The organism is Amycolatopsis ultiminotia (genome assembly GCF_039536925.1).
GTDB lineage: Bacteria > Actinomycetota > Actinomycetes > Mycobacteriales > Pseudonocardiaceae > Amycolatopsis > Amycolatopsis ultiminotia.
The window spans coordinates 22042-42830 of the sequence record NZ_BAAAZN010000018.1; the positions used below are offsets into that span (position 1 = coordinate 22042).

Annotated in this window: 16 protein-coding genes; 12 read left to right on the top strand and 4 right to left on the bottom strand. The window is 68.8% G+C overall.

From position 1 onward, the window contains the following. Positions 1-57: 57 nt before the first annotated feature. Positions 58-828, bottom strand: coding sequence for an SGNH/GDSL hydrolase family protein (locus ABD793_RS32370; protein ID WP_344866970.1), 771 nt, complete (start codon positions 826-828; stop codon positions 58-60). A gap of 197 nt (positions 829-1025) precedes the next feature. Between ABD793_RS32370 and ABD793_RS32375 the strand changes: the two genes are divergently transcribed. From ABD793_RS32375 to ABD793_RS32410, 8 genes are all read left to right on the top strand, one after another. Then, on the top strand, positions 1026-1616 hold the full coding sequence (locus tag ABD793_RS32375) for an SACE_7040 family transcriptional regulator (RefSeq protein ID WP_344866972.1): 591 nt from the start codon (positions 1026-1028) through the stop codon (positions 1614-1616). Between the two features lie 54 nt (positions 1617-1670). After that, entirely contained in the window at positions 1671-2168 is a 498-nt protein-coding gene (locus ABD793_RS32380; protein ID WP_344866974.1) for a hypothetical protein, read from the top strand. 205 nt (positions 2169-2373) lie between these two features. After that, positions 2374-3987 (top strand): carboxyl transferase domain-containing protein, encoded by a 1614-nt coding sequence (locus ABD793_RS32385; protein WP_344866976.1) that lies wholly within the window; start codon positions 2374-2376, stop codon positions 3985-3987. Positions 3988-4008: 21 nt separating this feature from the next. Continuing rightward, positions 4009-5994, top strand: coding sequence for an acetyl/propionyl/methylcrotonyl-CoA carboxylase subunit alpha (locus ABD793_RS32390; protein WP_344867218.1), 1986 nt, complete (start codon positions 4009-4011; stop codon positions 5992-5994). Beyond that, complete coding sequence (locus tag ABD793_RS32395; RefSeq protein WP_344866978.1) at positions 5991-7151, top strand: acyl-CoA dehydrogenase family protein; 1161 nt, start codon at positions 5991-5993, stop codon at positions 7149-7151. Before ABD793_RS32390 ends, ABD793_RS32395 begins: the two co-directional genes overlap by 4 nt. A gap of 149 nt (positions 7152-7300) precedes the next feature. Beyond that, positions 7301-8164 carry an SDR family oxidoreductase gene (locus ABD793_RS32400; RefSeq protein WP_344866980.1) on the top strand — a complete coding sequence of 288 codons (864 nt, stop codon included), beginning with the start codon at positions 7301-7303 and terminating at the stop codon, positions 8162-8164. Between the two features lie 78 nt (positions 8165-8242). After that, a complete protein-coding gene (locus ABD793_RS32405) occupies positions 8243-9298 on the top strand; it encodes an alpha/beta fold hydrolase (RefSeq protein WP_344866982.1) in 1056 nt (351 codons plus the stop codon). 358 nt (positions 9299-9656) lie between these two features. Then, a complete protein-coding gene (locus tag ABD793_RS32410; RefSeq protein ID WP_344866984.1) occupies positions 9657-10172 on the top strand; it encodes a DUF4190 domain-containing protein in 516 nt (171 codons plus the stop codon). A gap of 189 nt (positions 10173-10361) precedes the next feature. Here ABD793_RS32410 and ABD793_RS32415 read toward each other — a convergent pair whose 3' ends face one another. The 3 genes from ABD793_RS32415 to ABD793_RS32425 all read right to left on the bottom strand — a co-directional run bounded on the left by ABD793_RS32415 (position 10362) and on the right by ABD793_RS32425 (position 14208). Next, entirely contained in the window at positions 10362-11573 is a 1212-nt protein-coding gene (locus ABD793_RS32415) for an acyl-CoA dehydrogenase family protein (RefSeq protein WP_344866986.1), read from the bottom strand. A 23-nt stretch (positions 11574-11596) separates the two neighbouring features. Beyond that, positions 11597-12892 carry an acyl-CoA dehydrogenase family protein gene (locus ABD793_RS32420; protein ID WP_344867219.1) on the bottom strand — a complete coding sequence of 432 codons (1296 nt, stop codon included), beginning with the start codon at positions 12890-12892 and terminating at the stop codon, positions 11597-11599. Between the two features lie 137 nt (positions 12893-13029). Beyond that, positions 13030-14208: a TetR/AcrR family transcriptional regulator gene (locus ABD793_RS32425; protein WP_344866988.1), complete on the bottom strand. Its 1179-nt coding sequence runs from the start codon at positions 14206-14208 to the stop codon at positions 13030-13032. Positions 14209-14367: 159 nt separating this feature from the next. Here ABD793_RS32425 and ABD793_RS32430 point away from each other — a divergent pair, with 159 nt between their 5' ends. From ABD793_RS32430 to ABD793_RS32445, 4 genes are all read left to right on the top strand, one after another. Next, complete coding sequence (locus ABD793_RS32430) at positions 14368-15579, top strand: acetyl-CoA C-acetyltransferase (RefSeq protein ID WP_344866990.1); 1212 nt, start codon at positions 14368-14370, stop codon at positions 15577-15579. A gap of 11 nt (positions 15580-15590) precedes the next feature. Then, positions 15591-17762: a 3-hydroxyacyl-CoA dehydrogenase NAD-binding domain-containing protein gene (locus ABD793_RS32435; RefSeq protein ID WP_344866992.1), complete on the top strand. Its 2172-nt coding sequence runs from the start codon at positions 15591-15593 to the stop codon at positions 17760-17762. Positions 17763-17831: 69 nt separating this feature from the next. Then, positions 17832-18284 carry an SRPBCC family protein gene (locus ABD793_RS32440; protein WP_344866994.1) on the top strand — a complete coding sequence of 151 codons (453 nt, stop codon included), beginning with the start codon at positions 17832-17834 and terminating at the stop codon, positions 18282-18284. A gap of 63 nt (positions 18285-18347) precedes the next feature. Further along, positions 18348-20681, top strand: a complete 2334-nt coding sequence (locus ABD793_RS32445; protein WP_344866997.1) for a GH92 family glycosyl hydrolase — start codon at positions 18348-18350, stop codon at positions 20679-20681. The last annotated feature ends 108 nt before the right edge of the window (positions 20682-20789 follow it).

Below are 20789 nucleotides of genomic sequence, written 5' to 3' on the forward strand. Positions count from 1 at the left end.
CGGCACCGGAAAGGGGGCGCCCAGCTCGGCTGGGACGCCCCCGGTCTTCCGTGGGAGTCAGCCGATCGCGGAGGTCAACGGCGTGTAGTAACCGCCGCGCTGTCCGGCCGCGGTCGGGTGGTAGGACTCGTCGACCGGGTAGGTCAGGCTGTGCAGGTAGTCACTGGCCGACGAGCAGATGTTGTGGCCGTCGAAGTCCGAGCGGACGTCCACGAACTGCGCGCCCGCCGCGGCGGACCGCGACGAGAGGACCGAGGCCAGCGTGTCTGCGCCGGAGTTGATCGCGGAACGCTTCGCGTCGCTCAGCCCGACGTCGCAGGAACCCGGCACGGTGTAGAAGCGCGGGTAGGACAGCACCACGAGCTTCGCGTCGGGCGCCTTGGACTTGACCGCCGCGTAGACCTTGTCCAGCAACGCCGGCAGGGTGTCCTGTACGTAGGTCTTCGCCGTGTTCACCCGGTCGGTGCAGGCCTGGTCGCCGTTGAGGGTGCAGGTGGTGATGACGTCGGTGAAGCCGGCGTCGTTGCCGCCGACGGTCAGCGTGACCAGCGAGGCGTCCGAAGGCATCGAATCGATCTGGTTCAGCACGTCCCCGGTCTTCGCGCCGGAGCAGGCGAGGAAGGTGAACGTGGTGCCGGAGTGGGCGTTGGCCCACAGCTGGCCGTAGGCGTTCGCACTGCGCTTGCAGTTGCCCGAGTCCCCGTAACTCCCGGCGCCCACTCCGGAGGAGTAGGAGTCGCCGAGTGCGACGTAGCTGGCCGGTGCGGCGCTCGCGGTGTTCGCGAAGCCGAGTGAAGCGAGTAGAGCGACCCCCAGGGCCGCGCACATCCGAAGGATGTTTCGTGAAGGTGGACGAGTGGCAGCAGCCATTGGGTCACTCCTGTCGTGACAGCTTGACGGGGTAAAGCAATACCAGGTGCAATCCCCACCCGGCACCCCAGAAACCCCAGGTGCCTCCACTTGGCTCAAGCAGGAAGTCGCACCGGATGTGAGCGTTCGCTAACCTGCCGCCCTACTATTGCCGGATGCCGGCGAATCCCACCCCACTCGTGCGCGGCGAGAAGGCGAACAGGCGTGAACAGATCATGGCCGCCGCCGCCGAACTGTTCGCCCATCACGGCTTCCACGGTGTGGGGATCGACGACATCGGCGCCGCGGTCGGCATCTCCGGACCCGCGCTGTACCGGCACTTCCGCAGCAAGGACGCGATACTCGGGGAGATGCTCGGCTCGATCAGCCACTACCTGCTCGAGGGCGGCACGGCCAGGGCCGAGGCGGGCGGCACGCCGGCGGAGCTGCTGGCCGCGCTGGTCCGGTTCCACGTCGACTTCGCACTCGACCATCCGGCACTGATCACCGTGCAGGAGCGCAACCTGGCCAACCTCACCGACAGCGACCGCAGACAGGTGCGCGCACTGCAGCGGCAGTACGTCGAGGTGTGGGTACAGGCGATCCGCGCCGCGGTGCCGGGGCTCGGCGAGCGGCAGGCGCGCTCGGCCGCACACGCCGTGTTCGGCTTGATCAATTCAACCCCCTACAACCGCCATCTCGGTGATGAGGAGCTCGTCGATCTGCTGTGCCGGCTCGCACTCGGTGCGCTTTCCGCGGCCGGATGAGCAGCCGGATCCGGGGTATCCCCACAAGCGCCGGTGCTGGTGTTTGATGGGCACGTGACCCCGGACCGGAGCGAGGACGAGCAGTGGCTCGTCGAGAAGGCGCAGCGCGCGCTCGTCGCCATCAGCCTCGGCGAGGACGCCGAGGCGCTCGAGGAGGTCACTCCCTCGTCCGACGAGCCGGACGTGCGTTCGGAGGAGACGAAGTCGCTCATGCTGCTGCTCTTCGGCGAGTGCAGTGCGATGGTGTCCACCCTCGGCGACGGTGGTGCTGCCCCGGTCAAGGTCCAGGTCTTCGATGAAGACGGCGAAGAGGTCTCGATCGACCAGGCCGACCCGCCGGTGCGTACCGCTGTGCGCACCCTGCTCGCCGAGGTGCACGGCAACACCTCCGCCGCCCGTGAGCAGGTGGAGATCGCCCTCGCCAGCGCTGCCCCGAACGAGGTCGACAGCCTGGTGCTGCAGGCGCTGCGCTGGACCATCCGGCTGTCGGTGGAATGCCTGGAGCGTGATCTCCCGGTCGCCCCCTGGATCTCCGACGCCGTCTCCGGCTGAGACTTCCGGTTGCCCCGGCCGAGACGATGAAGGCGTGACCGAGGACTCGAACCCGGCCCGGCCCGGCGGCCCCTGCTTCGCCTCCTGTTGAGATCGAAGCACTCCGGCCTGGGTGCACGGAGACCGGGCCGGACTGGACAGGCAGGTTAACGACCACTAACATCGAGAGGCGAGTTAACGACCGCTAACGTCTCGACGGGGAGTCATGGACACGCCGGTACTGCGCAGTTCCGCGGACCCGAACAGCGATCTCTTCACCCGCAGCGTCACCTCGCACGGCGAACTCGTCGAGGACCTGCGCAAGCGGCTGGCCGCGGCGCGGCTGGGCGGGCCGGAGAAATCGCGGACGCGGCACGTCGAGCGTGGCAAGCTGCTGCCGCGCGAGCGGGTGGACACCCTGCTCGACCCGGGTTCGCCGTTCCTCGAGCTCTCGCCGCTCGCCGCGACCGGGCTGTACGACGACGAGGCGCCCTCGGCGGGCATCATCGCCGGGATCGGGCGGGTCTCCGGCAGGGAGTGCGTGATCGTGGCCAACGACGCCACGGTCAAGGGCGGCACGTACTACCCGATGACCGTGAAGAAGCACCTGCGTGCGCAGGAAGTCGCGCTGCACAACAACTTGCCGTGCATCTACCTGGTCGACTCCGGTGGCGCGTTCCTGCCGCGGCAGGACGAGGTGTTCCCGGATCGTGAGCATTTCGGCCGCATCTTCTACAACCAGGCGACCATGTCCGCGCGGGGGATCCCGCAGATCGCCGCGGTGCTCGGCTCATGCACTGCAGGGGGCGCGTACGTGCCGGCGATGAGCGACGAAGCGGTGATCGTGCGCAACCAGGGCACGATCTTCCTCGGCGGTCCGCCGCTGGTGAAGGCGGCGACCGGCGAGGTCGTCACCGCCGAGGAGCTGGGCGGCGGCGACGTGCACTCCCGCCAGTCGGGCGTCACCGACCACCTGGCCGACGACGACGCACACGCGCTGCGCATCGTCCGGGACATCGTGTCCACGCTCGGTCCGCGCGCCCCGCGGCCGTGGGAGGTGCTGCCGGTCGCGGAGCCGTCGGCCGATCCGCGTGAGCTGTACGGCGTGGTGCCCACCGACTCGCGGACACCGTACGACGTGCGCGAAGTGATCGCGCGGGTGGTGGACGGCAGCCGGTTCTCCGAATTCAAAAAGGAATACGGGGCCACGCTCGTCACCGGATTCGCGCACATCCACGGCCATCCGGTCGGCATCATCGCGAACAACGGCGTGCTGTTCGCCGAATCCGCGATGAAGGGCGCGCACTTCATCGAGCTCTGCGACCGCCGGTCGATTCCGTTGGTGTTCCTGCAGAACATCACCGGCTTCATGGTCGGGCAGGCCTACGAAGCGGGCGGTATCGCCAAGCACGGCGCCAAGATGGTCACCGCCGTTGCGTGCGCCAGGGTGCCGAAGTTCACCGTGATCATCGGCGGCTCGTTCGGTGCCGGGAACTATTCGATGTGCGGCCGGGCGTACTCGCCGCGGTTCCTCTGGATGTGGCCGAACGCGCGGATCTCCGTGATGGGCGGGGAACAGGCGGCGTCCGTGCTGTCCACTGTGCGCCGCGACGCGATCGAGGGCCGTGGCGAACAGTGGTCCACAGCGGACGAAGAGACGTTCAAGGATCCCATTCGCGTGCAGTACGAGGAACAGGGCAGTCCGTACTATTCCACCGCGCGATTGTGGGACGACGGCGTGATCGATCCGGCGGACACCCGCACGGTGCTCGGTCTCGCCCTCTCCGCCGCGGCGAACGCGCCACTGCCCGAGGTCAACTACGGCGTCTTCCGGATGTGAATGAACATGTTCAGCGCTGATTTGTTCGACACCGTTCTGGTCGCCAACCGCGGCGAGATCGCGGTGCGCGTCATCCGCTCGCTGCGGGCGCTCGGCGTCCGGTCCGTCGCGGTGTACAGCGACGCGGACGCGGACGCGAAGCACGTGCGTGAAGCGGACACCGCGGTCCGCATCGGCCCGGCCGAAGCGGCGAAAAGCTATTTGTCGATTCCGGCCATCGTCGCGGCCGCGCGGGAGACCGGTGCGCAGGCGGTGCACCCCGGCTACGGCTTCCTGGCGGAGAACTCCGGATTCGCCCGTGCCTGTGCGGAAGCCGGCCTGGTGTTCATCGGGCCGCCGCCGGATGCGATCGAGAAGATGGGTGACAAGATCCGCGCCAAGGCCACGGTGTCCGCAGCCGGCGTCCCTGTCGTGCCCGGAGCGTCCGATGTGGACATACCGGACGGCGGGTTCGCCGCGGCGGCCGCGCGGGTCGGGTATCCACTGCTGCTGAAACCGTCCGCCGGTGGTGGCGGCAAGGGTATGCGCCTGGTGCACGAAGAGTCCGAACTGGACGCTGCGGTGGAGTCCGCGCGTCGGGAGGCCAAGGGCTCGTTCGGCGATGACACGCTGCTGATGGAGCGGTTCGTGACCACGCCGCGGCACATCGAGATCCAGGTGCTGGCGGATGCGCACGGCACGGTGCTGCATCTCGGTGAACGCGAGTGCAGCCTGCAGCGGCGGCACCAGAAGATCATCGAGGAAGCGCCGTCGGTGCTGCTGGACGAGGCCACCAGGGCGAAAATGGGGGCCGCGGCCGCCGAGGCCGCTCGGTCGGTCGGCTACGTCGGGGCGGGCACCGTCGAATTCATCATGTCCGCACGGGATCCGGGCGAGTTCTTCTTCATGGAGATGAACACCCGGCTGCAGGTGGAGCACCCGGTCACGGAGATGGTGACCGGACTGGACCTGGTCGCCTGGCAGGTGCGCGTGGCGGCGGGCGAACCGCTCACGCTGAAGCAGGAGGACGTGCGCCTCGACGGGCACGCGATCGAGGCCCGGGTGTACGCCGAAGATCCCGCACGGGGCTTCATCCCGACCGGGGGCACCGTGCTGGCCGTGCACGAGCCCTCCGGTGCGGGCGTGCGGGTGGATTCGTGGATGACCGACGGCGCGGTGATCGGCTCGAACTACGACCCGATGCTGGCCAAGGTGATCGCCTACGGTCCGGACCGTGCGGCCGCGTTGCGCAAGCTCGATCGGGCTTTGGCCGACACGGCACTGCTCGGCGTCGGCACGAACCTTGCGTTCCTCCGTGCACTGCTCGCCGACCAGGACGTGCGGGACGGGCAGCTGGACACCGAACTGGTCGACCGGCGACTGTCCGAATTGGTCTCCTCCGAAGTGCCAGCGGCGTTCTTCGTGGCCGCGGCGGTGGACCGGTTGCTTTCGCTGCAGCCCTCGGGGGCCGTGGTGGATCCGTGGGACGTGCCCTCCGGCTGGCGGCTCGGCAGCTCGGGCGGGGTCACTTTCCGCCTGCGCACCGGGGAAACCCAGGCCGTCGTCCGGATCAGCGGAACGCCGTCGGCGGCTTCGGTCCGGGTGGACGACGCCGAGCCGGTCGAGGTCTCCGCCCGTCGTGCGGGGGATCTGCTGGCGGTGCGCGGCGCAGGCGGCATCGAGCGGTACCGGCGTGCGGACGGTCCGGAAAGGACGGTCTGGCTTTCCCGCGAGGGCCGGGCGTTCGCGTTCGCCGACCAGGAAGTCACCTTGGCCGCGCGGGGTGCGGCCGCGGGCGCCGGGCCGGTGAAGAGCCCGATGCCGGGCACTGTGCTGGTGGTGAAGGTCGCCGAGGGCGACGTGGTGCATGCCGGGACACCGTTGCTGGTCGTCGAGGCGATGAAGATGGAACACACCGTGACCGCACCGATCGACGGTGTGGTGAGTGCCCTGTCCGCCCGCGCCGGCCAGCAGGTCGCGCTGGACGAGACGCTGGCCGTGGTGAGCGCAGCAGAGGAGAAGCAGTGATCGACTTCCGGCTGGACGAGGAATACGAGGCGCTCCGCAAGACGGTCGAGGACTTCGCGCAGGCTGAGGTCGCGCCGGTGATCGGGCCGTTGTACGAGAACGAGGAATTCCCGTACGACCTGGTCGCCAAGATGGGTTCGATGGGCCTGTTCGGGTTGCCGTTCCCGGAGGAGTTCGGCGGGATGGGCGGGGACTACTTCGCGCTGTGCCTGGCGCTGGAGGAACTGGCCAGGGTGGACTCGTCCGTCGCGATCACCCTGGAGGCAGGCGTTTCACTCGGCGCGATGCCGATCTACCGCTTCGGCACGCAGGAACAGAAGCAGACCTGGCTACCCGCGTTGTGCTCGGGGGAGGCGCTCGGCGGCTTCGGACTCACCGAACCGGGCGGCGGCTCGGACGCGGGCGCCACCCGTACCCGTGGCAGGCTCGACGGTGCCGAATGGGTGATCAACGGCAGCAAGGCGTTCATCACCAACTCCGGCACCGACATCACCCGGCTGGTCACGGTCACCGCGGTGACCGACGTGATGGAGAACGGCCGCAAGGAGATCTCCGCGATCATCGTGCCCTCCGGCACGCCGGGCTTCGCGGTGGCACCGAAGTACTCGAAGGTCGGCTGGAACTGCTCGGACACCCATGAACTGTCCTTTTCGGATGTCCGGGTGCCTGCGGACAACCTGGTCGGCAGCCGCGGCCGGGGTTTCGCGCAGTTCCTGTCCATCCTGAACGAAGGACGGGTGGCGATCGCCGCGGTGAGCGTGGGGCTCGCCCAGGGCTGTGTGGACGAATGCCTGAAGTACGTGCAGGACCGGGTTGCGTTCGGCCACCGGATCGGTGAGTACCAGGCGATCCAGTTCAAGATCGCGGACATGGAGGTGCGCACGCACACCGCCCGGCTGGCGTACTACCAGGCGGCGTCGAAGATGCTGCGCGGCGAGACGTTCCAGAAGGAAGCGTCGATCGCGAAGCTGGTCGCCTCCAATGCGGCGATGGACAACGCCCGCGACGCCACCCAGATCTTCGGCGGCTACGGCTTCATGAACGAATACCCGGTGAGCCGCTTCTACCGGGACGCGAAAATCCTGGAGATCGGCGAGGGCACGAGCGAGGTGCAGCGGATGCTGATCGCCCGCCACCTCGGCGTCGGCGCGGCCTGAGCCGGCGGAGGTACTTCGACCGCGGCGGCCGGACCGATCACGCCGGCCGGACCGATCACGCCGGCCGGCGGCTCGCGGCCGGCGTGCGCGAGTGCTCCTGCGCATACCATTGACGCTGCGACAACAGTGGCGCAACCGGAGGAGGAGCCGTGCCCAGGCAACCGCGTTCACTCGAGGGAAAGGTCGTCGTCATCACCGGCGGGGCCCAGGGCATCGGGGCGGCCACTGCCACCGTGCTGCACCGGCTCGGCGCCCGCGTGGCACTCGGCGATCTCGACCGGGTCCGGGTCGAGAAGACCGCAGGCGAACTGGGGCCCGAAGTGCTCGGCCTCCCGCTGGACGTGACCGACACGGACGCGTTCACCGCCTTTCTCGACGAGATCGAACGCCGCCTCGGCCCGATCGACGTGCTGATCAACAACGCCGGCATCATGCCACTCGCACTGCTCGAGGAGGAGGACGACGCGACCACCCGCCGCGTACTGGAGCTCAACCTGCATGCGGTCGTACACGGCACCCGGCAGGCGATGCGCCGGATGAAACCGCGGCGGAGCGGGCATATCGTGAACGTCGCGTCGATGGCCGGAAAGTCCGGTTTCCCCGGGGCGGCCACCTACTGCGCGAGCAAGCACGCCGTGGTCGGTTTGTCCGAGGCGGTGCATCTGGAGCTGCGGGGCAGCGGGGTCGACGTGTCCTGCGTGATGCCGGGGGTGGTGCGCACGGAAATGGCGTCCGGGCTGGGGGAGGCGCGCTTGTTCAAGTCGGTCACGCCGGAGGAGGTGGCGGGTGCGATCGCCGCCGCGCTGCGCTACCCGAAATTCGACGTGTTCGTCCCGAAAGCACTCGATTTCACCGGACGGATCACCCGGTTGTTCCCGCGTGCGGTGTCCGAATGGTTCGTGCGGGTGCTGGGCGGTGACCAGTTGCTGGCCTCGGCCGTGCACTCGCCGGAACGGACGGAGTACGAGAGCCGCGCCGCTCGCAGTGCCCCGGCAGCGGAACATCGGGAGTAGCCGTCGCGGGTGGCGTGGTGGACCCGTGCCCGCCGGCACGGCAAGATGCCGGGGACGACGAGTTCCAGGAGGCACGACATGGTTTCCCCACCGGCACGGCTGGCTGCTGCCGCGGCCAACGTCGTGGGCAAGGTGTTCCAGGGTGGGGTCGCCGACCTCCGGCCGATGCCGCGGGTGCTGATCGACCAGGGCCCGAATCGCTCGCTGTACCGGATGACGCACGGTGCGGCCGAGGCGTCCGGACCGCCGGTCCTGCTCGTGCCGCCGCTGGCTGCGCCCGCGTTGTGCTTCGACCTGCGCCGCGGGTGCAGTCTGGTCGAGCACCTGGTGGACGCCGGGCGACGGGTCTACCTCGTGGACTACGGCATGGTCGCGTTCTCCGACCGGCGCCTCGGCATCGAGCACTGGATCGACGAGGTGCTGCCGCGGGCGATCCGCAAGGTCAGCGAGGACACCGGCGGCCAGGGCGTGCACCTGGTGTCCTGGTCGCTCGGCGGGATCTTCGCCATGCTGGTCAACGCCGACCAGCCGGACCTGCCGATCGAATCGATCACCGCGATCGGCTCGCCGGTGGACTTCACCGCGATCCCGATCGTCGCCCCGTTCCGCCCGCTGGTCGACCTCACCGGCGGGCACCTGCTGACCCCGGTGTACCGCGCGTTCGGCGGTGCACCGTCCTATTTGGTCAGCAGGGTGTTCAGGGCCACCGGGATCTCCAAGGAGATCACCAAACCGCTGGCGATCCTGCGGAACCTCGACGATCGCGACTACCTCGCCCAGATCGAGGCGGTGGACCACTTCATGGACAACATGTACGCCTATCCCGGGCGCACGTTCGGCCAGCTCTACCACCGCCTGTTCCGCACCAACGACCTGGCCGAGGGCACCGTGGACCTCAACGGCCGCAAGATCGCCCTGTCCGAGGTGAAGACCCCGATGCTCGTCGTCGCAGGCGAGAACGACACCATCGCGCCGCAGGCCTCGGTGGAGCGGGTGGTGCAACTGCTGGACAACGCCCGGTCGGTGACCTTCCGCACCGCCCCCGGCGGCCACCTCGGAGTACTGACCGGCCGCCGGGCACGCGGCACGACCTGGCGGTACCTCGACGAGTTCCTGGACGAGCGGACGGGCTGAGCGGCCGGACCGGTCCGTGGAGCTGGCCGACGCGCGGAGGCGCCATCCGAGCCGGCTGGGCCGGATTCGCCGCGGCGTGCCGGGACGGTTTCCGTAAGAACAGTCCCGGGCTGTCGTTCGCGGGGCAGGTCGGCCGTGCCGGAAAGATCGGACCGCGGCACGGAATCGTTTCACGCCGAGACCAATCCGATATCCGGAACCTGCCCGCGTAACGAACTCGGCGGCCGGGGCGACCAGTTCGTGCACCCGTCACGGACGAAAGGCCGCCATGTCCACCACCGGTTATTCGCCACACCAGCACACGCCGCAACCGCCGCAACCGCCGCAACCGAAGAACGGTCTCGGTACCACCGGGTTCGTGCTCGGGCTGCTCGGCCTGATCTTCTCGTTCATCCCGATCATCGGTGTCATCGCCTGGCCGCTGGTGATTCTCGGCATCGTCTTCGCCGCGCTGGGGATCGCCCGGCTCCGTTCCCGCAAGGCCACGAACAAGGGCATCGCCATCGCCGGTCTTGTGCTTTCCGTTGTCGGCTTGGTAATCGCCATTGTGTGGGCCGCGGCGGTCACGAAAGCCGTCGACGACGTGAACCGCGCGGTAACGGTGCACTACGAGGTGACCGGCACCGCGAAGGGCGCCTCGGTCACCTACACCACGCTCGGCGAGGGCGGTGCTTCCACCAGCCAGGAACAACCGAAGACCCTGCCCTGGTCGAAAGACATCACCGCCAAGGGCTTCGGCAAAGGGGGCACGCTGACCGTCACCACCGGCATGAACGGCGGCGACGTCACCTGCAAGGTCGTGGTCGACGGAAAGGAAGCCAAAACCGCCACCGCGTCGGGCAATTTCGCCACCGCCTCGTGCGACGGTTTCTGACCCCACCCGACAGCTCGTTCTCCGCGACGCGCAGAAAGACGATCGGTTACCCACGACCCCGCCACAAGCGAGCACGAAGCCAAGAGCGCCGGGCCGCTGCCCGCACCGGCCCGGACCGCGGAAACGAAAGCCGCCCGGTCGCGGCAGCTCTGCAGCGGAGCGACCGGGCGGCTTTCCGTTACACCCCAGCTACTTCAACTGCGCCGAAGTCTTCCCGAGCACCCGACGGGCCACGATCAGCTGCTGGATCTGCTGAGTGCCTTCGAAAATGTCGAGGATCTTCGCGTCCCGGGACCACTTCTCCAGCAGTGATTCTTCCGTGTAGCCGTAGGCGCCGGCCAGTTCGACGCACTTCAGGGTGGTCTCCACGACTGTGCGGCCGGCCTTGGCCTTGGCCATCGATGCCTGCAGGGAGTTCGGTTTGCGGTTGTCCGCCATCCAGGCCGATTCCAGGGTCAGCAGGTAGGCCGCTTCGTAGTCGGCTTCCAGTTGCAGGAACGTCGCGGCCGCGGCGTGCTGGGTCTGGGCTGGGCGGTCGTAGTCGATCCGCACGCCGGATTCGGTGAGGATGCGGCGGGTCTCCTCCAGCGCCGCACGGGCCACGCCGATCGCCATCGCGGCCACCAGGGGGCGGGTGTTGTCGAAGGTCTGCATGACCCCCGCGAAGCCCTTTGCCGTGTCGATTTCCGGTGTGCCCAGCAGGTTCTCCCGCGGCACGCGGCAGTTTTCGAAGCGCAGCACGGCGGTGTCCGAGGCGCGGATGCCCAGCTTGTGTTCCACGCGCACCACCTCGAAGCCAGGGGTGCCCTTCTCCACCACGAACGACTTGATCGCCGATCGTCCCTTGGACCGGTCGAGCGTCGCCCACACCACCACGGCATCGGCGCGCTGGCCGGAGGTCACGAAGATCTTCTCGCCGTTGAGGATGTAGTCGTCACCGTCCACAGTGGCCGTCGTGGTGATCGCCGCGGAGTCCGATCCGCAGTCCGGTTCGGTGATCGCCATCGCGGCCCACAGGCCCTTGAACCGCTCCAGCTGCTCGTCCGTGGCGACCGAGCCGATCGCCGCGTTGCCGAGGCCCTGACGCGGCATGGACAGCAGCAGGCCGACGTCGCCCCAGCACATCTCGATCGTGCCGAGCACCACGTTCAGGTTGGCGCCGTTGCGGTTTCCCTTGTCCGCATCGTCCTTTCCGGACCGGCGGACGCCGGCAGCGCCCGCGCCGCCCTCGCCGGAGGAGTTGAGCCCGTCCAGCAACGCGGCGAACATGTCCAGTTCGGACGGATAGGTGTGCTCCGCGCGGTCGTACTTGCGGGAGATCGGCCGGAACACCTCGGCCGCGGCCTGGTACGCCTGGTTGATCAGCGCGCCGGCCTTCTTCGGGACTTCCAGGTTGATCATGACTAGCCCTTCCGCAGAAGTCCTCAGAGGAGGACGGCACCTTCGGCCACACCGATCGCCCGCAGATCGCGGTACCAGCGCTCCACCGGGTGTTCCTTGACGAAACCGTGCCCGCCGAGCAGCTGCACCCCCGCGTTGCCGATCTGCATGCCCTTGTCGGCGGCGAGTTTCCTGGCCAGCGCGGCTTCCCGCGCATAGTCCTTGCCCTGTTCGGCCCGTGCCGCCGCGCGCAACGTGACCAGCCGCAGGCCCTCCAGCTCGATCGCCATGTCGGCCACCGAGAAGGCCACCGCCTGCCGGTGGCTGATCGGCTCGCCGAACGCGGTCCGTTCGTTCACGTACGGCACCACGTAGTCCAGCACGGCCTTGCCGACCCCGGCCGCCAGCGCGGCCCAGCCGAGCCGGGAAAGCCTTACCACGTCGGCGAAAACATCTGCCTTGCCACCGCCGAGCAGTGCTCCCGCGGGCAGGGCGACCTTCTCCAGGTGCAGCTTGCCGGTGGCCGCGCCACGCAGGCCCATCGCGGGTTCGGACTCGATCGTCACGCCCGCATTGGACGATTCCACCAGGAACAGCGCCGGTCCGCGGCCTTCCAGCTCGGCCGACACGATGAACAGTTCCGCCTTCGCCGCCCGCGGCACGAGCGACTTCACGCCGTCGAGCTGGTAGCCCTTCGGCGTGCGCTTGGCCTTGGTGGCCGGCTTGAACGGGTCGAACAGCGGCGTGCGCTCGAGCAGCGCGAGCGCCGCGGCAGGCACCTGCTCGCCGGTGAACGCGGGCACGTAGTCGGCCTGCTGCTGCTCGTCGCCCCAGACGACCAGCGCGGTGCTCACCGCGGACGGCGCCAGTACCGCGACGGCCAGCCCGAGGTCACCGTGTGCGAGCGACTCGGCGACCAGCGCGTTGGTGACGACGGACCGTTCGGTGCCGGCGCCGCCCAGCTCCTCGGGGATGCCGACCAGGCTGATGCCCAGCTCGGCCGCGCGGCTCAACAGGCCTTCGGGGGCTTCGAGTTTCGTGTCGGCGTCTCCCGCGGCGGGCCGCAGCTGCTCGGCGGCGAACTCGTCCACCGTCTCCACGATGAGCTGCTGCTCCTCGTTCGGGGTGAGGTCGAACAGCCCGGTGTCCGCGGCCGGCGCCAGCCGCGCGGGCTTGCCGCGGCGCTGGACCGAGGTGAACGACCGGGTCGCCGCCCCGGCCGCCCGGAAACCGTTGCGGGTACCGGTCTTGACCAGGTTCTGCACCGGTTCGCGCAGTCCGGCCCGGTCGAGCACCTTGCTCCCGGCCAGCCGGGTGAGCGCGGCTAGGCCGATGCCCATCGCGTCTCGTTTCCTTGGCGCAGCCATGTCGCCCTCTCCGTCGCTTACCTACTGACGAGTAGGTTAACGTGTGGCGGCCGAACGCGCCAGTGCGGGCCACACCGGCGGGGACCGGTGCGGTGCGTGCAGTGTGCGGCTCAGCCGAGGCCGAGCACCGCATGCAGCAGCGCGGACAGCTCCGTCTCCAGGTCCGGGCGGGTTTTGACGCGGCCGGTGCGGCTGAGGTCGTTGGCGATGGTGAGCGCGGCGTGCGCGCGGATCTTCGCCTCCCGGGCGGGCAGGTCCGGGAACACGGCACCGAGCAGGGTGACCCACTGCGCCACGTAATCGCGCTGGACCCGCAGCAGGTCGGCCTTGTCGCGGTCGGGCATGGTTGCCCGGTCGGCGCCGAACGAGACCAGCAGCTCTGGACTGTGCAGCAGGGTGTGCACGTAAGACGTGGCGAGCCGGGCCAGCGCGGTTCGTTCGTCGGGTGCGCGCAGCGCCTGCTCGGCGGCCAGGGTGAGCCGGTCGGCCGCGCGGTGGCCGATGGCCACCATCAGCGCGGCCTTGCTGGGGAAATGCCGGTACACGCTGGGGCCGGCAATGCCCGCCGCGGCGCCGATGTCCTCCATGCTGACTGCGTGGAACCCGCGTTCGCCGAACAAGGCGGTGGCGGCGGCCAGCACCTGGGCACGCCGCGACGGCGTGCCCAGACTGCCGGTCACTGCCGGCGCCGGGGTGCTCTCCGGGAGTGTGGCGTCCAGCACGGTGTGCGCGAGTTCGACCAGCAGCGGGATGAACCGCTTCCGCGCCACCGACGTGTGGTGCACGGCGACGCTGCCGAACACCGACAACGCCGCCCAGCAGAGCAGCTCGGCGTCTTCTGCGGCCAGCTCCGGCCGGCGCGCGAGGATCGCCTTCGTCCACGCCTCCAGCACGGCGCCGGACCGGCGGCGGATCTGCCGCCGCTGTTCGCGGGGCAGATGCGGACCCTCCCAGCGCCACAGCGCGGCGATCTCCCGCCGTTCGACCGCCTGTGTGGCCAGGCCGGTGAGCAGGGCGTGCAGCTGCTCGGACGGGGGTGCGGAATCGGCGAGCGCGGTCGCTGTGACCGATTCCATCTCGTCGATGCCGCCGAGTACGACGTAGGTCAGAATCGCCTGCTTGTCGGCGAAATGCCGGTACAGCGCCGGTCCGGTGACGCCGGCCGCGGTGGCGATCTCGATGACCGAGACGCCGTGGTAGCCCCGTGCGCGAAACAGCTCGGCCGCCACCGCGGCGAGCTGGGCCTTGCGGTCGCGTGGCCGCGACGCGCGAGCGGGATGCGTACTCATGGTGAACCGACCATAGCGTGAATCAGAACACGAGCAACCCATTGACACCATGGGGTTCTCCGGGCTTATGTTAATGGTCATTAGCATCAACTGGCCGGTATGCTCGGTCTGGAGATACACCGCAGTGTCCAACCATGCCGCTTCGCGGAGGAGTGTTCAGTGAGTAGCGAGGCCTACATCTACGAGGCGTTGCGCACGCCCCGGGGCAAGAACAAGGGCGGTGCCCTGCACGGCACCAAGCCGGTCGACCTGGTGGTCGGCCTGATCGAGGAGCTCAAGGTCCGCCACCCGAACCTCGATCCGAAGGCGATCGACGACATCGTGCTCGGCGTCGTGTCCCCGGTCGGCGAGCAGGGCGCGGACATCGCGCGCACGGCCGCGATCGTGGCCGGCCTGCCCGAGACCGTCGCCGGGGTGCAGCTCAACCGGTTCTGCGCGTCCGGCCTCGAGGCCACCAACACCGCGGCCCAGAAGGTGCGCTCCGGCTGGGACCAGCTGATCATCGCGGGCGGTGTGGAGTCCATGTCGCGGGTGCCGATGGGGTCCGACGGCGGTGCGCTGTTCATGGACCCGACCACCGCCTACGACCACTACATCGCGCCGCAGGGCATCGGTGCCGACCTGATCGCCACCATGGAGGGCTTCTCCCGCGAGGACGTCGACCGGTTCGCGGTCCGCTCGCAGGAGAAGGCCGAGGCGGCCTGGTCGGGTGGCTACTTCGCGAAGTCCGTGGTGCCGGTCAAGGACCTCAACGGCGTCACGATCCTCGACCACGACGAGCACCGCCGCCCCGGCAGCACGGTGGAGGGGCTGGCGAAGCTCAAGCCCGCGTTCACCACGATCGGCGAGATGGGCGGTTTCGACGCCGTCGCGCTCCAGAAGTACCACCAGGTCGAGAAGATCGACCACGTGCACACCGGCGGCAACTCCTCCGGCATCGTCGACGGCTCCGCCATCGTGCTCGTCGGCAGCGAGCAGGCGGGCAAGACCTTCGGGCTCACGCCGCGTGCGCGCATCGTCGCGACCGCCGCCATCGGCTCCGAGCCCACGATCATGCTCACCGGTCCCACGCCTGCCACCGAGAAGGTGCTCAAGACCGCGGGCCTGACCCCGGACGACATCGACCTGTGGGAGCTCAACGAGGCGTTCGCGTCCGTCGTCCTGAAGTGGGTGAAGGACCTGCACCTGCCCGAGGAGAAGGTGAACGTCAACGGCGGCGCCATCGCCATGGGCCACCCGCTCGGCGCGACCGGCGCGATGCTCGTCGGCACCGTCGTCGACGAGCTGGAACGCCGGCAGGCGCGCCGTGCGCTGGTGACGCTGTGCATCGGCGGCGGCATGGGTGTCGCGACCATCATCGAGCGGGTGTGAGGGAAGACAACATGGCTGAGAGCAAGACCATCCGCTGGGACAAAGACGCCGACGGCATCGTCACGCTGACGCTGGACGACCCGGACCAGTCGGCCAACACGATGAACGCCGCGTTCCGCGAGTCGCTCGGCGCGATCGTCGACCGCCTCGAAGCGGAGAAGGACGATCTCACCGGTGTGGTGATCACGTCGGCGAAGAAGACCTTCTTCGCCGGCGGCGATCTGAACGACCTGATCCAGGCGAAGCCGGAGCACGCGGCCGAGCTGACCCAGTCCAGCGGCGAGATGAAGTCCCAGCTGCGCCGGCTGGAGCAGCTGGGCAAGCCGGTCGTCGCGGCGATCAACGGCGCCGCACTCGGCGGCGGGCTGGAGATCGCGCTCGCGACGCACCACCGGATCGCGGCCGACGCGAAGGGCAGCCAGATCGGCCTGCCCGAGGTCACCCTCGGCCTGCTGCCCGGCGGTGGCGGCGTGGTCCGCACGGTGCGGCTGCTCGGCATCCAGACCGCGCTGCTGAACGTGCTGCTGCAGGGCCAGCGGCACAAACCGCGCAAGGCGCTGGAACTGGGCCTGGTGCACGAGGTCGTGGACACCGTCGAGGAGCTGGTGCCCGCCGCCAAGGCGTGGATCAAGGCCAACCCCGAGGCCGGCGTGCAGCCGTGGGACGTCAAGGGTTACAAGATCCCCGGCGGTACCCCGTCGAACCCGAGCTTCGCGGCGAACCTGCCCGCGTTCCCGGCCAACCTGCGCAAGCAGCTCAAGGGTGCGCCGATGCCGGCACCGCGGGCGATCCTGGCCGCGGCCATCGAGGGCGCGCAGGTCGACTTCGACACCGCGATCACGGTCGAGACGCGCTACTTCGTCAGCCTGGCCACCGGGCAGATCTCGAAGAACATGACCAAGGCGTTCTTCTTCGACCTGCAGACGATCAACTCCGGCGGCTCGCGTCCGGACGGCTTCGACAAGTACACCGCCAAAAAGGTGGGTGTGCTCGGCGCCGGGATGATGGGTGCCGCGATCGCCTACGTCTCGGCGAAGGCGGGTATCGACGTCGTGCTCAAGGACGTCTCGCCGGAGGCGGCCGAAAAGGGCAAGGGTTACGCGGCCAAGATCGAGGAGAAGGCCCTTTCCCGCGGCAAGACCACGAAGGAGAAGTCCGACGAGCTGCTGGCGCGGATCAAGCCGACCGCCGATGCGGCCGACTTCGCCGGCGTCGACTTCGTGATCGAGGCGGTGTTCGAGAGCGTCGAGCTGAAGCACAAGGTGTTCGGCGAGATCGAGGGCGTCGTCAACTCCGACGCGGTGCTCGGGTCCAACACCTCGACCCTGCCGATCACCACGCTCGCCGAGGGCGTGCAGCGGCAGCAGGACTTCATCGGGATCCACTTCTTCTCGCCGGTGGACAAGATGCCGCTGGTCGAGATCATCTGCGGGGAGAAGACCTCGCCGGCGACGCTCGCGAAGGTCTTCGACTACACGTTGCAGATCCGCAAGACCCCGATCGTGGTCAACGACAGCCGCGGTTTCTTCACCTCGCGCGTGATCGGCACGTTCATCAACGAGGCCGTTGCCGCACTGGGCGAAGGCGTGGAGCCTGCGACCATCGAGCAGGCCGGTTCGCAGGCAGGCTACCCGGCGCCGCCGCTGCAGCTGATGGACGAGCTGACGCTGACCCTGCCCCGCAAGATCCGCAAGGAAACCCGGGACGCGGTCGAGGCCGCGGGCGGCACCTGGACGCCGCATGCGTCGGAGGCCGTGATCGACCGGATGCTCGACGAGTACGACCGCAAGGGCCGTTCGACCGGGGCGGGCTTCTACGAGTACGACGAGAACGGCAAGCGCACCGGCCTGTGGCCGGGCCTGCGGGACGCGTTCAAGTCCGGCACCGGCGACGTGCCGCTCGAAGACCTCAAGGAGCGCATGCTCTTCGCCGAAGCACTGGAAACGGTGAAGTGCTTCGACGAGGGCGTCCTGACCACGGTGGCGGACGCGAACATCGGCTCGATCTTCGGCATCGGCTTCCCGCCGTGGACCGGTGGGGTGATCCAGTACATCAACCAGTACTCCGGAGGTCTGCAGGGCTTCGTCGACCGAGCCAGGGAACTGGCCGCCCAGTACGGCAGCCACTTCGAACCACCGGCGTCACTGGTGGCGAAGGCAGCCAAGGGGGAGATCTACGAATAGCCACTCGGCTTGCCGCCGCCCCCGTGGGACCCTTCCCACGGGGGCGGCTTTTTCCCAGAGGAGGCGGCCATGCCGGGTGCCGAGCTGCCGGTCTTGGACGAACACCGGATCACCGTGAACGCTGACGCCGAGGTGGCGTGGCGAGCCGTCGCGGACACCGTGGCCCACGCTTTCACCGGCCCGTTCGCCACGGCCTACGCGTGGGCGGTGCGGTGTACCGATTGGCGGACGACCGGACCGAGGCCACTCGCCGAGGGCGCGACAGTGCCCGGTTTCCGGGTGGTGACCGCACGCCCCGGCGTCGCGCTGATCCTGCGCGGGCAACACCACTTTTCCGAGTACCAGCTGACTTTCCGCCTCGAGCCGGTCGCAGACCGGCGCACCCTGGTGCGCGCGGAGAGCAGCGCGGATTTCCCGGGGATCACCGGCCCCGGATACCGCCTGCTCGTCTTCGGAACCGGCGCCCACGTGTTCCTCCTGCGCCGAATGCTGCGCGCGATCAAAGCCAAGGCAGACGGCTGAACCAGCCCCGCTGTTCGGCGCGAGTTCTTCCCGGCGTCACGGGACCGGGCTATGGTCTTGGCCATGCGCCGTCGTCTTGCGGTGGTTTTCGCCGCCGTTCTGGTTGCCTCTTCCGGGGTTCCGACAACGTTGTCATCGGCTGATCCGCTTGATTCGGCCGGGTTGGTCGATCCGCTCATCGGGTCTGCGGGGGACGGCAACACCTATCCGGGGGCGACCGCGCCGTTCGGGATGCTTGCCTGGAGTCCGACCAGTACTGCGGGTGACCAGACCAGTACCGGTGCGGCCAACGGCTACCAGTACGACACCACGCGGTTGCGCGGGTTCAGCCTCACCCACGTCAACGGTGCCGGCTGCAATCCGGGTGCGGCGGGCGACGTGCCGATCCTGCCGTTCGCCGGTGACGTCACGTCGTCGCCGACTGCGGACACCAAGGATGCCGTGTACGCCAGCGACTTTGCCCACGCCGACGAGCAGGCGACGCCGGGGCGTTACCGGCTCGGCCTTGCCGACGGGGTGCGCACCGACGTCGCCGCGTCCGACCGCACCGCGATCGGCAGCTTGGCCTTTCCCGCGGGCAAGCCGGCCAACCTGCTGTTCCGCACGTCGAACTCCCTCAACGGCAGCGAGGACGCGGAAACCCACCTGGACCCGGCGCACCGGCGGGTCACCGGTTCGGTGCTCACCGGCGCGTTCTGCGGCCGTCGCGCCAACGGCGGGGAGAACAACCGCAAGAGTTACTACCGGCTGTACTTCACCGCGGAGTTCGACCAGCCGTTCGCGGCGACCGGAACGTGGCGGGACAACACGCTCCAGCCGGGCGGGCTGGACCAGACCGGCGGCGAGGGTTACGCCACCGGCGCGGACCGGGCCGGGCGGGGTTCCGGCGGCTGGGTCGGCTTCGCCCCCGGCAGCCGGGTGACGATGCGGATCGGCATCTCCTACGTCTCGCTTGCCGGTGCGGAAGCGAACCTGCGATCCGAACAGCCCTCAGGCTCCACTGTGGACAGCGTGGCCGCGGCCACCCGACGGAAGTGGAACACCGAACTCGACCGGGTGCGCATCGGCGGTGGCTCGGCCGATCAGCGCACCGTCTTCTACACCGCGCTGTACCACTCGTTGCAGCAGCCGAACCTGGTCAGCGACGTCGACGGCCAGTACCTCGGTATGGATCGGCAGCCGCACCGGCTCGAACCGGGGCAGGACGCGCAGTACAGCAACTTCTCCGGCTGGGATCAGTACCGTGCCCAAGTGCAGCTGCTGGCGCTGCTGGAACCGCGCGTGGCGGGGAACTTCGCGCAGTCGCTGTTCAACTACGCCAAGCAGAACGACGGCGTGTGGGACCGCTGGGTGCACGTCAACGGGGCCACGCACGTGATGACCGGCGACCCGACCGCGGCGACACTGGCCACCTTCTACGCCATGGGTGTGCGCAATTTCGACTACCGCGGCGCGTTCGATTCGCTGTACGCGCAGGCCACCGTGCCGCGGCCGGAAGGACTGCAGGACGGCGGATGTCCCGGCCAGTGCGTGGGCCAGCGGCCGAATCTGGCGCAGTACCTGGAATCGCACTACGCGCCCAACGACGTGTGTCACTGCTGGGGCGGTGCCGCCGAGACGCTGGAAGACTCGATCGCGGACTACTCGCTGGGCCAGTGGGCAGCGCAATTGGGCCGGACCAAGGAAGCTGCCGAACTGTCCGCGCGAGGCGGCTACTGGCGCAACGTCTTCAACCCCGAGACCGGCTACATGCAAGCGCGCAACGTCGACGGTTCGTGGGTGACGCCGTTCGACCCCGCGAGTGACCACGGTTTCGCACAGGGCAGCGCGGCTGCGTACACGTGGCTGGTGCCACAGGACGTCTCCGGGCTGGCAGAAGCCTTGGGCGGCAAGGAAGCCGCGGCGAAGCGGCTCGACGAATTCTTCCACGACGCGGAAGGCAACTGGCAGCTGCGCGACGGTGGACCGTTGAAGTACGACCCCACGAACGAACCCGACATCCACGCGCCGTGGCTGTACAACGAACTCGGCCGGCCGTGGCAGACGCAGGAGACCGTGCGGGAGATCGTGGACACGGTCTACACCACCGGCCCGTCCGGGCTGCCCGGCAACGACGACCTCGGCACGATGTCGGCCTGGTACGTCTTCAGCGCACTGGGCATCTACCCGCGGACACCGGGTTCGGCGGAACTGCTGCTGTCCAGCCCGCTCTTCCCGTCCGCGACAGTGCATTCCGGCGGCGGCGCGGTCTACACGATCACCGGCAATGGCGACGGGAAGTACGTACAGACCGTTCGACGCGACGGTAAGCCACTGCACGACTGGAAACTGGACGCGTCCTTCCTCGACCACGGCGGCAGCCTAGATTTCGCGCTCTCCCCACAACCGCCTACCTGACCGGTTGCCGGGCAACGGTTTTGCTGTCGATTTGTTTATTCGGCAACGGCCGTAACGGCGTTCGGCGATTTTTCGACTACCTCGCGAAATTGCTTTCTGCGAGGAGGC

What these genes read in the sequence shown, in the direction of transcription:
- ABD793_RS32405 (WP_344866982.1), top strand. Translation starts at nt 8,243, where the DNA reads ATGGTTTCCCCACCGGCACGGCTGGCTGCTGCCGCGGCCAACGTCGTG.
- ABD793_RS32375 (WP_344866972.1), top strand. Translation starts at nt 1,026, where the DNA reads ATGCCGGCGAATCCCACCCCACTCGTGCGCGGCGAGAAGGCGAACAGG.
- ABD793_RS32385 (WP_344866976.1), top strand. Translation starts at nt 2,374, where the DNA reads ATGGACACGCCGGTACTGCGCAGTTCCGCGGACCCGAACAGCGATCTC.
- ABD793_RS32415 (WP_344866986.1), bottom strand. Translation starts at nt 11,573, where the DNA reads ATGATCAACCTGGAAGTCCCGAAGAAGGCCGGCGCGCTGATCAACCAG.
- ABD793_RS32420 (WP_344867219.1), bottom strand. Translation starts at nt 12,892, where the DNA reads ATGGGCATCGGCCTAGCCGCGCTCACCCGGCTGGCCGGGAGCAAGGTG.
- ABD793_RS32440 (WP_344866994.1), top strand. Translation starts at nt 17,832, where the DNA reads ATGCCGGGTGCCGAGCTGCCGGTCTTGGACGAACACCGGATCACCGTG.
- ABD793_RS32435 (WP_344866992.1), top strand. Translation starts at nt 15,591, where the DNA reads ATGGCTGAGAGCAAGACCATCCGCTGGGACAAAGACGCCGACGGCATC.
- ABD793_RS32425 (WP_344866988.1), bottom strand. Translation starts at nt 14,208, where the DNA reads ATGAGTACGCATCCCGCTCGCGCGTCGCGGCCACGCGACCGCAAGGCC.
- ABD793_RS32370 (WP_344866970.1), bottom strand. Translation starts at nt 828, where the DNA reads ATGTGCGCGGCCCTGGGGGTCGCTCTACTCGCTTCACTCGGCTTCGCG.
- ABD793_RS32445 (WP_344866997.1), top strand. Translation starts at nt 18,348, where the DNA reads ATGCGCCGTCGTCTTGCGGTGGTTTTCGCCGCCGTTCTGGTTGCCTCT.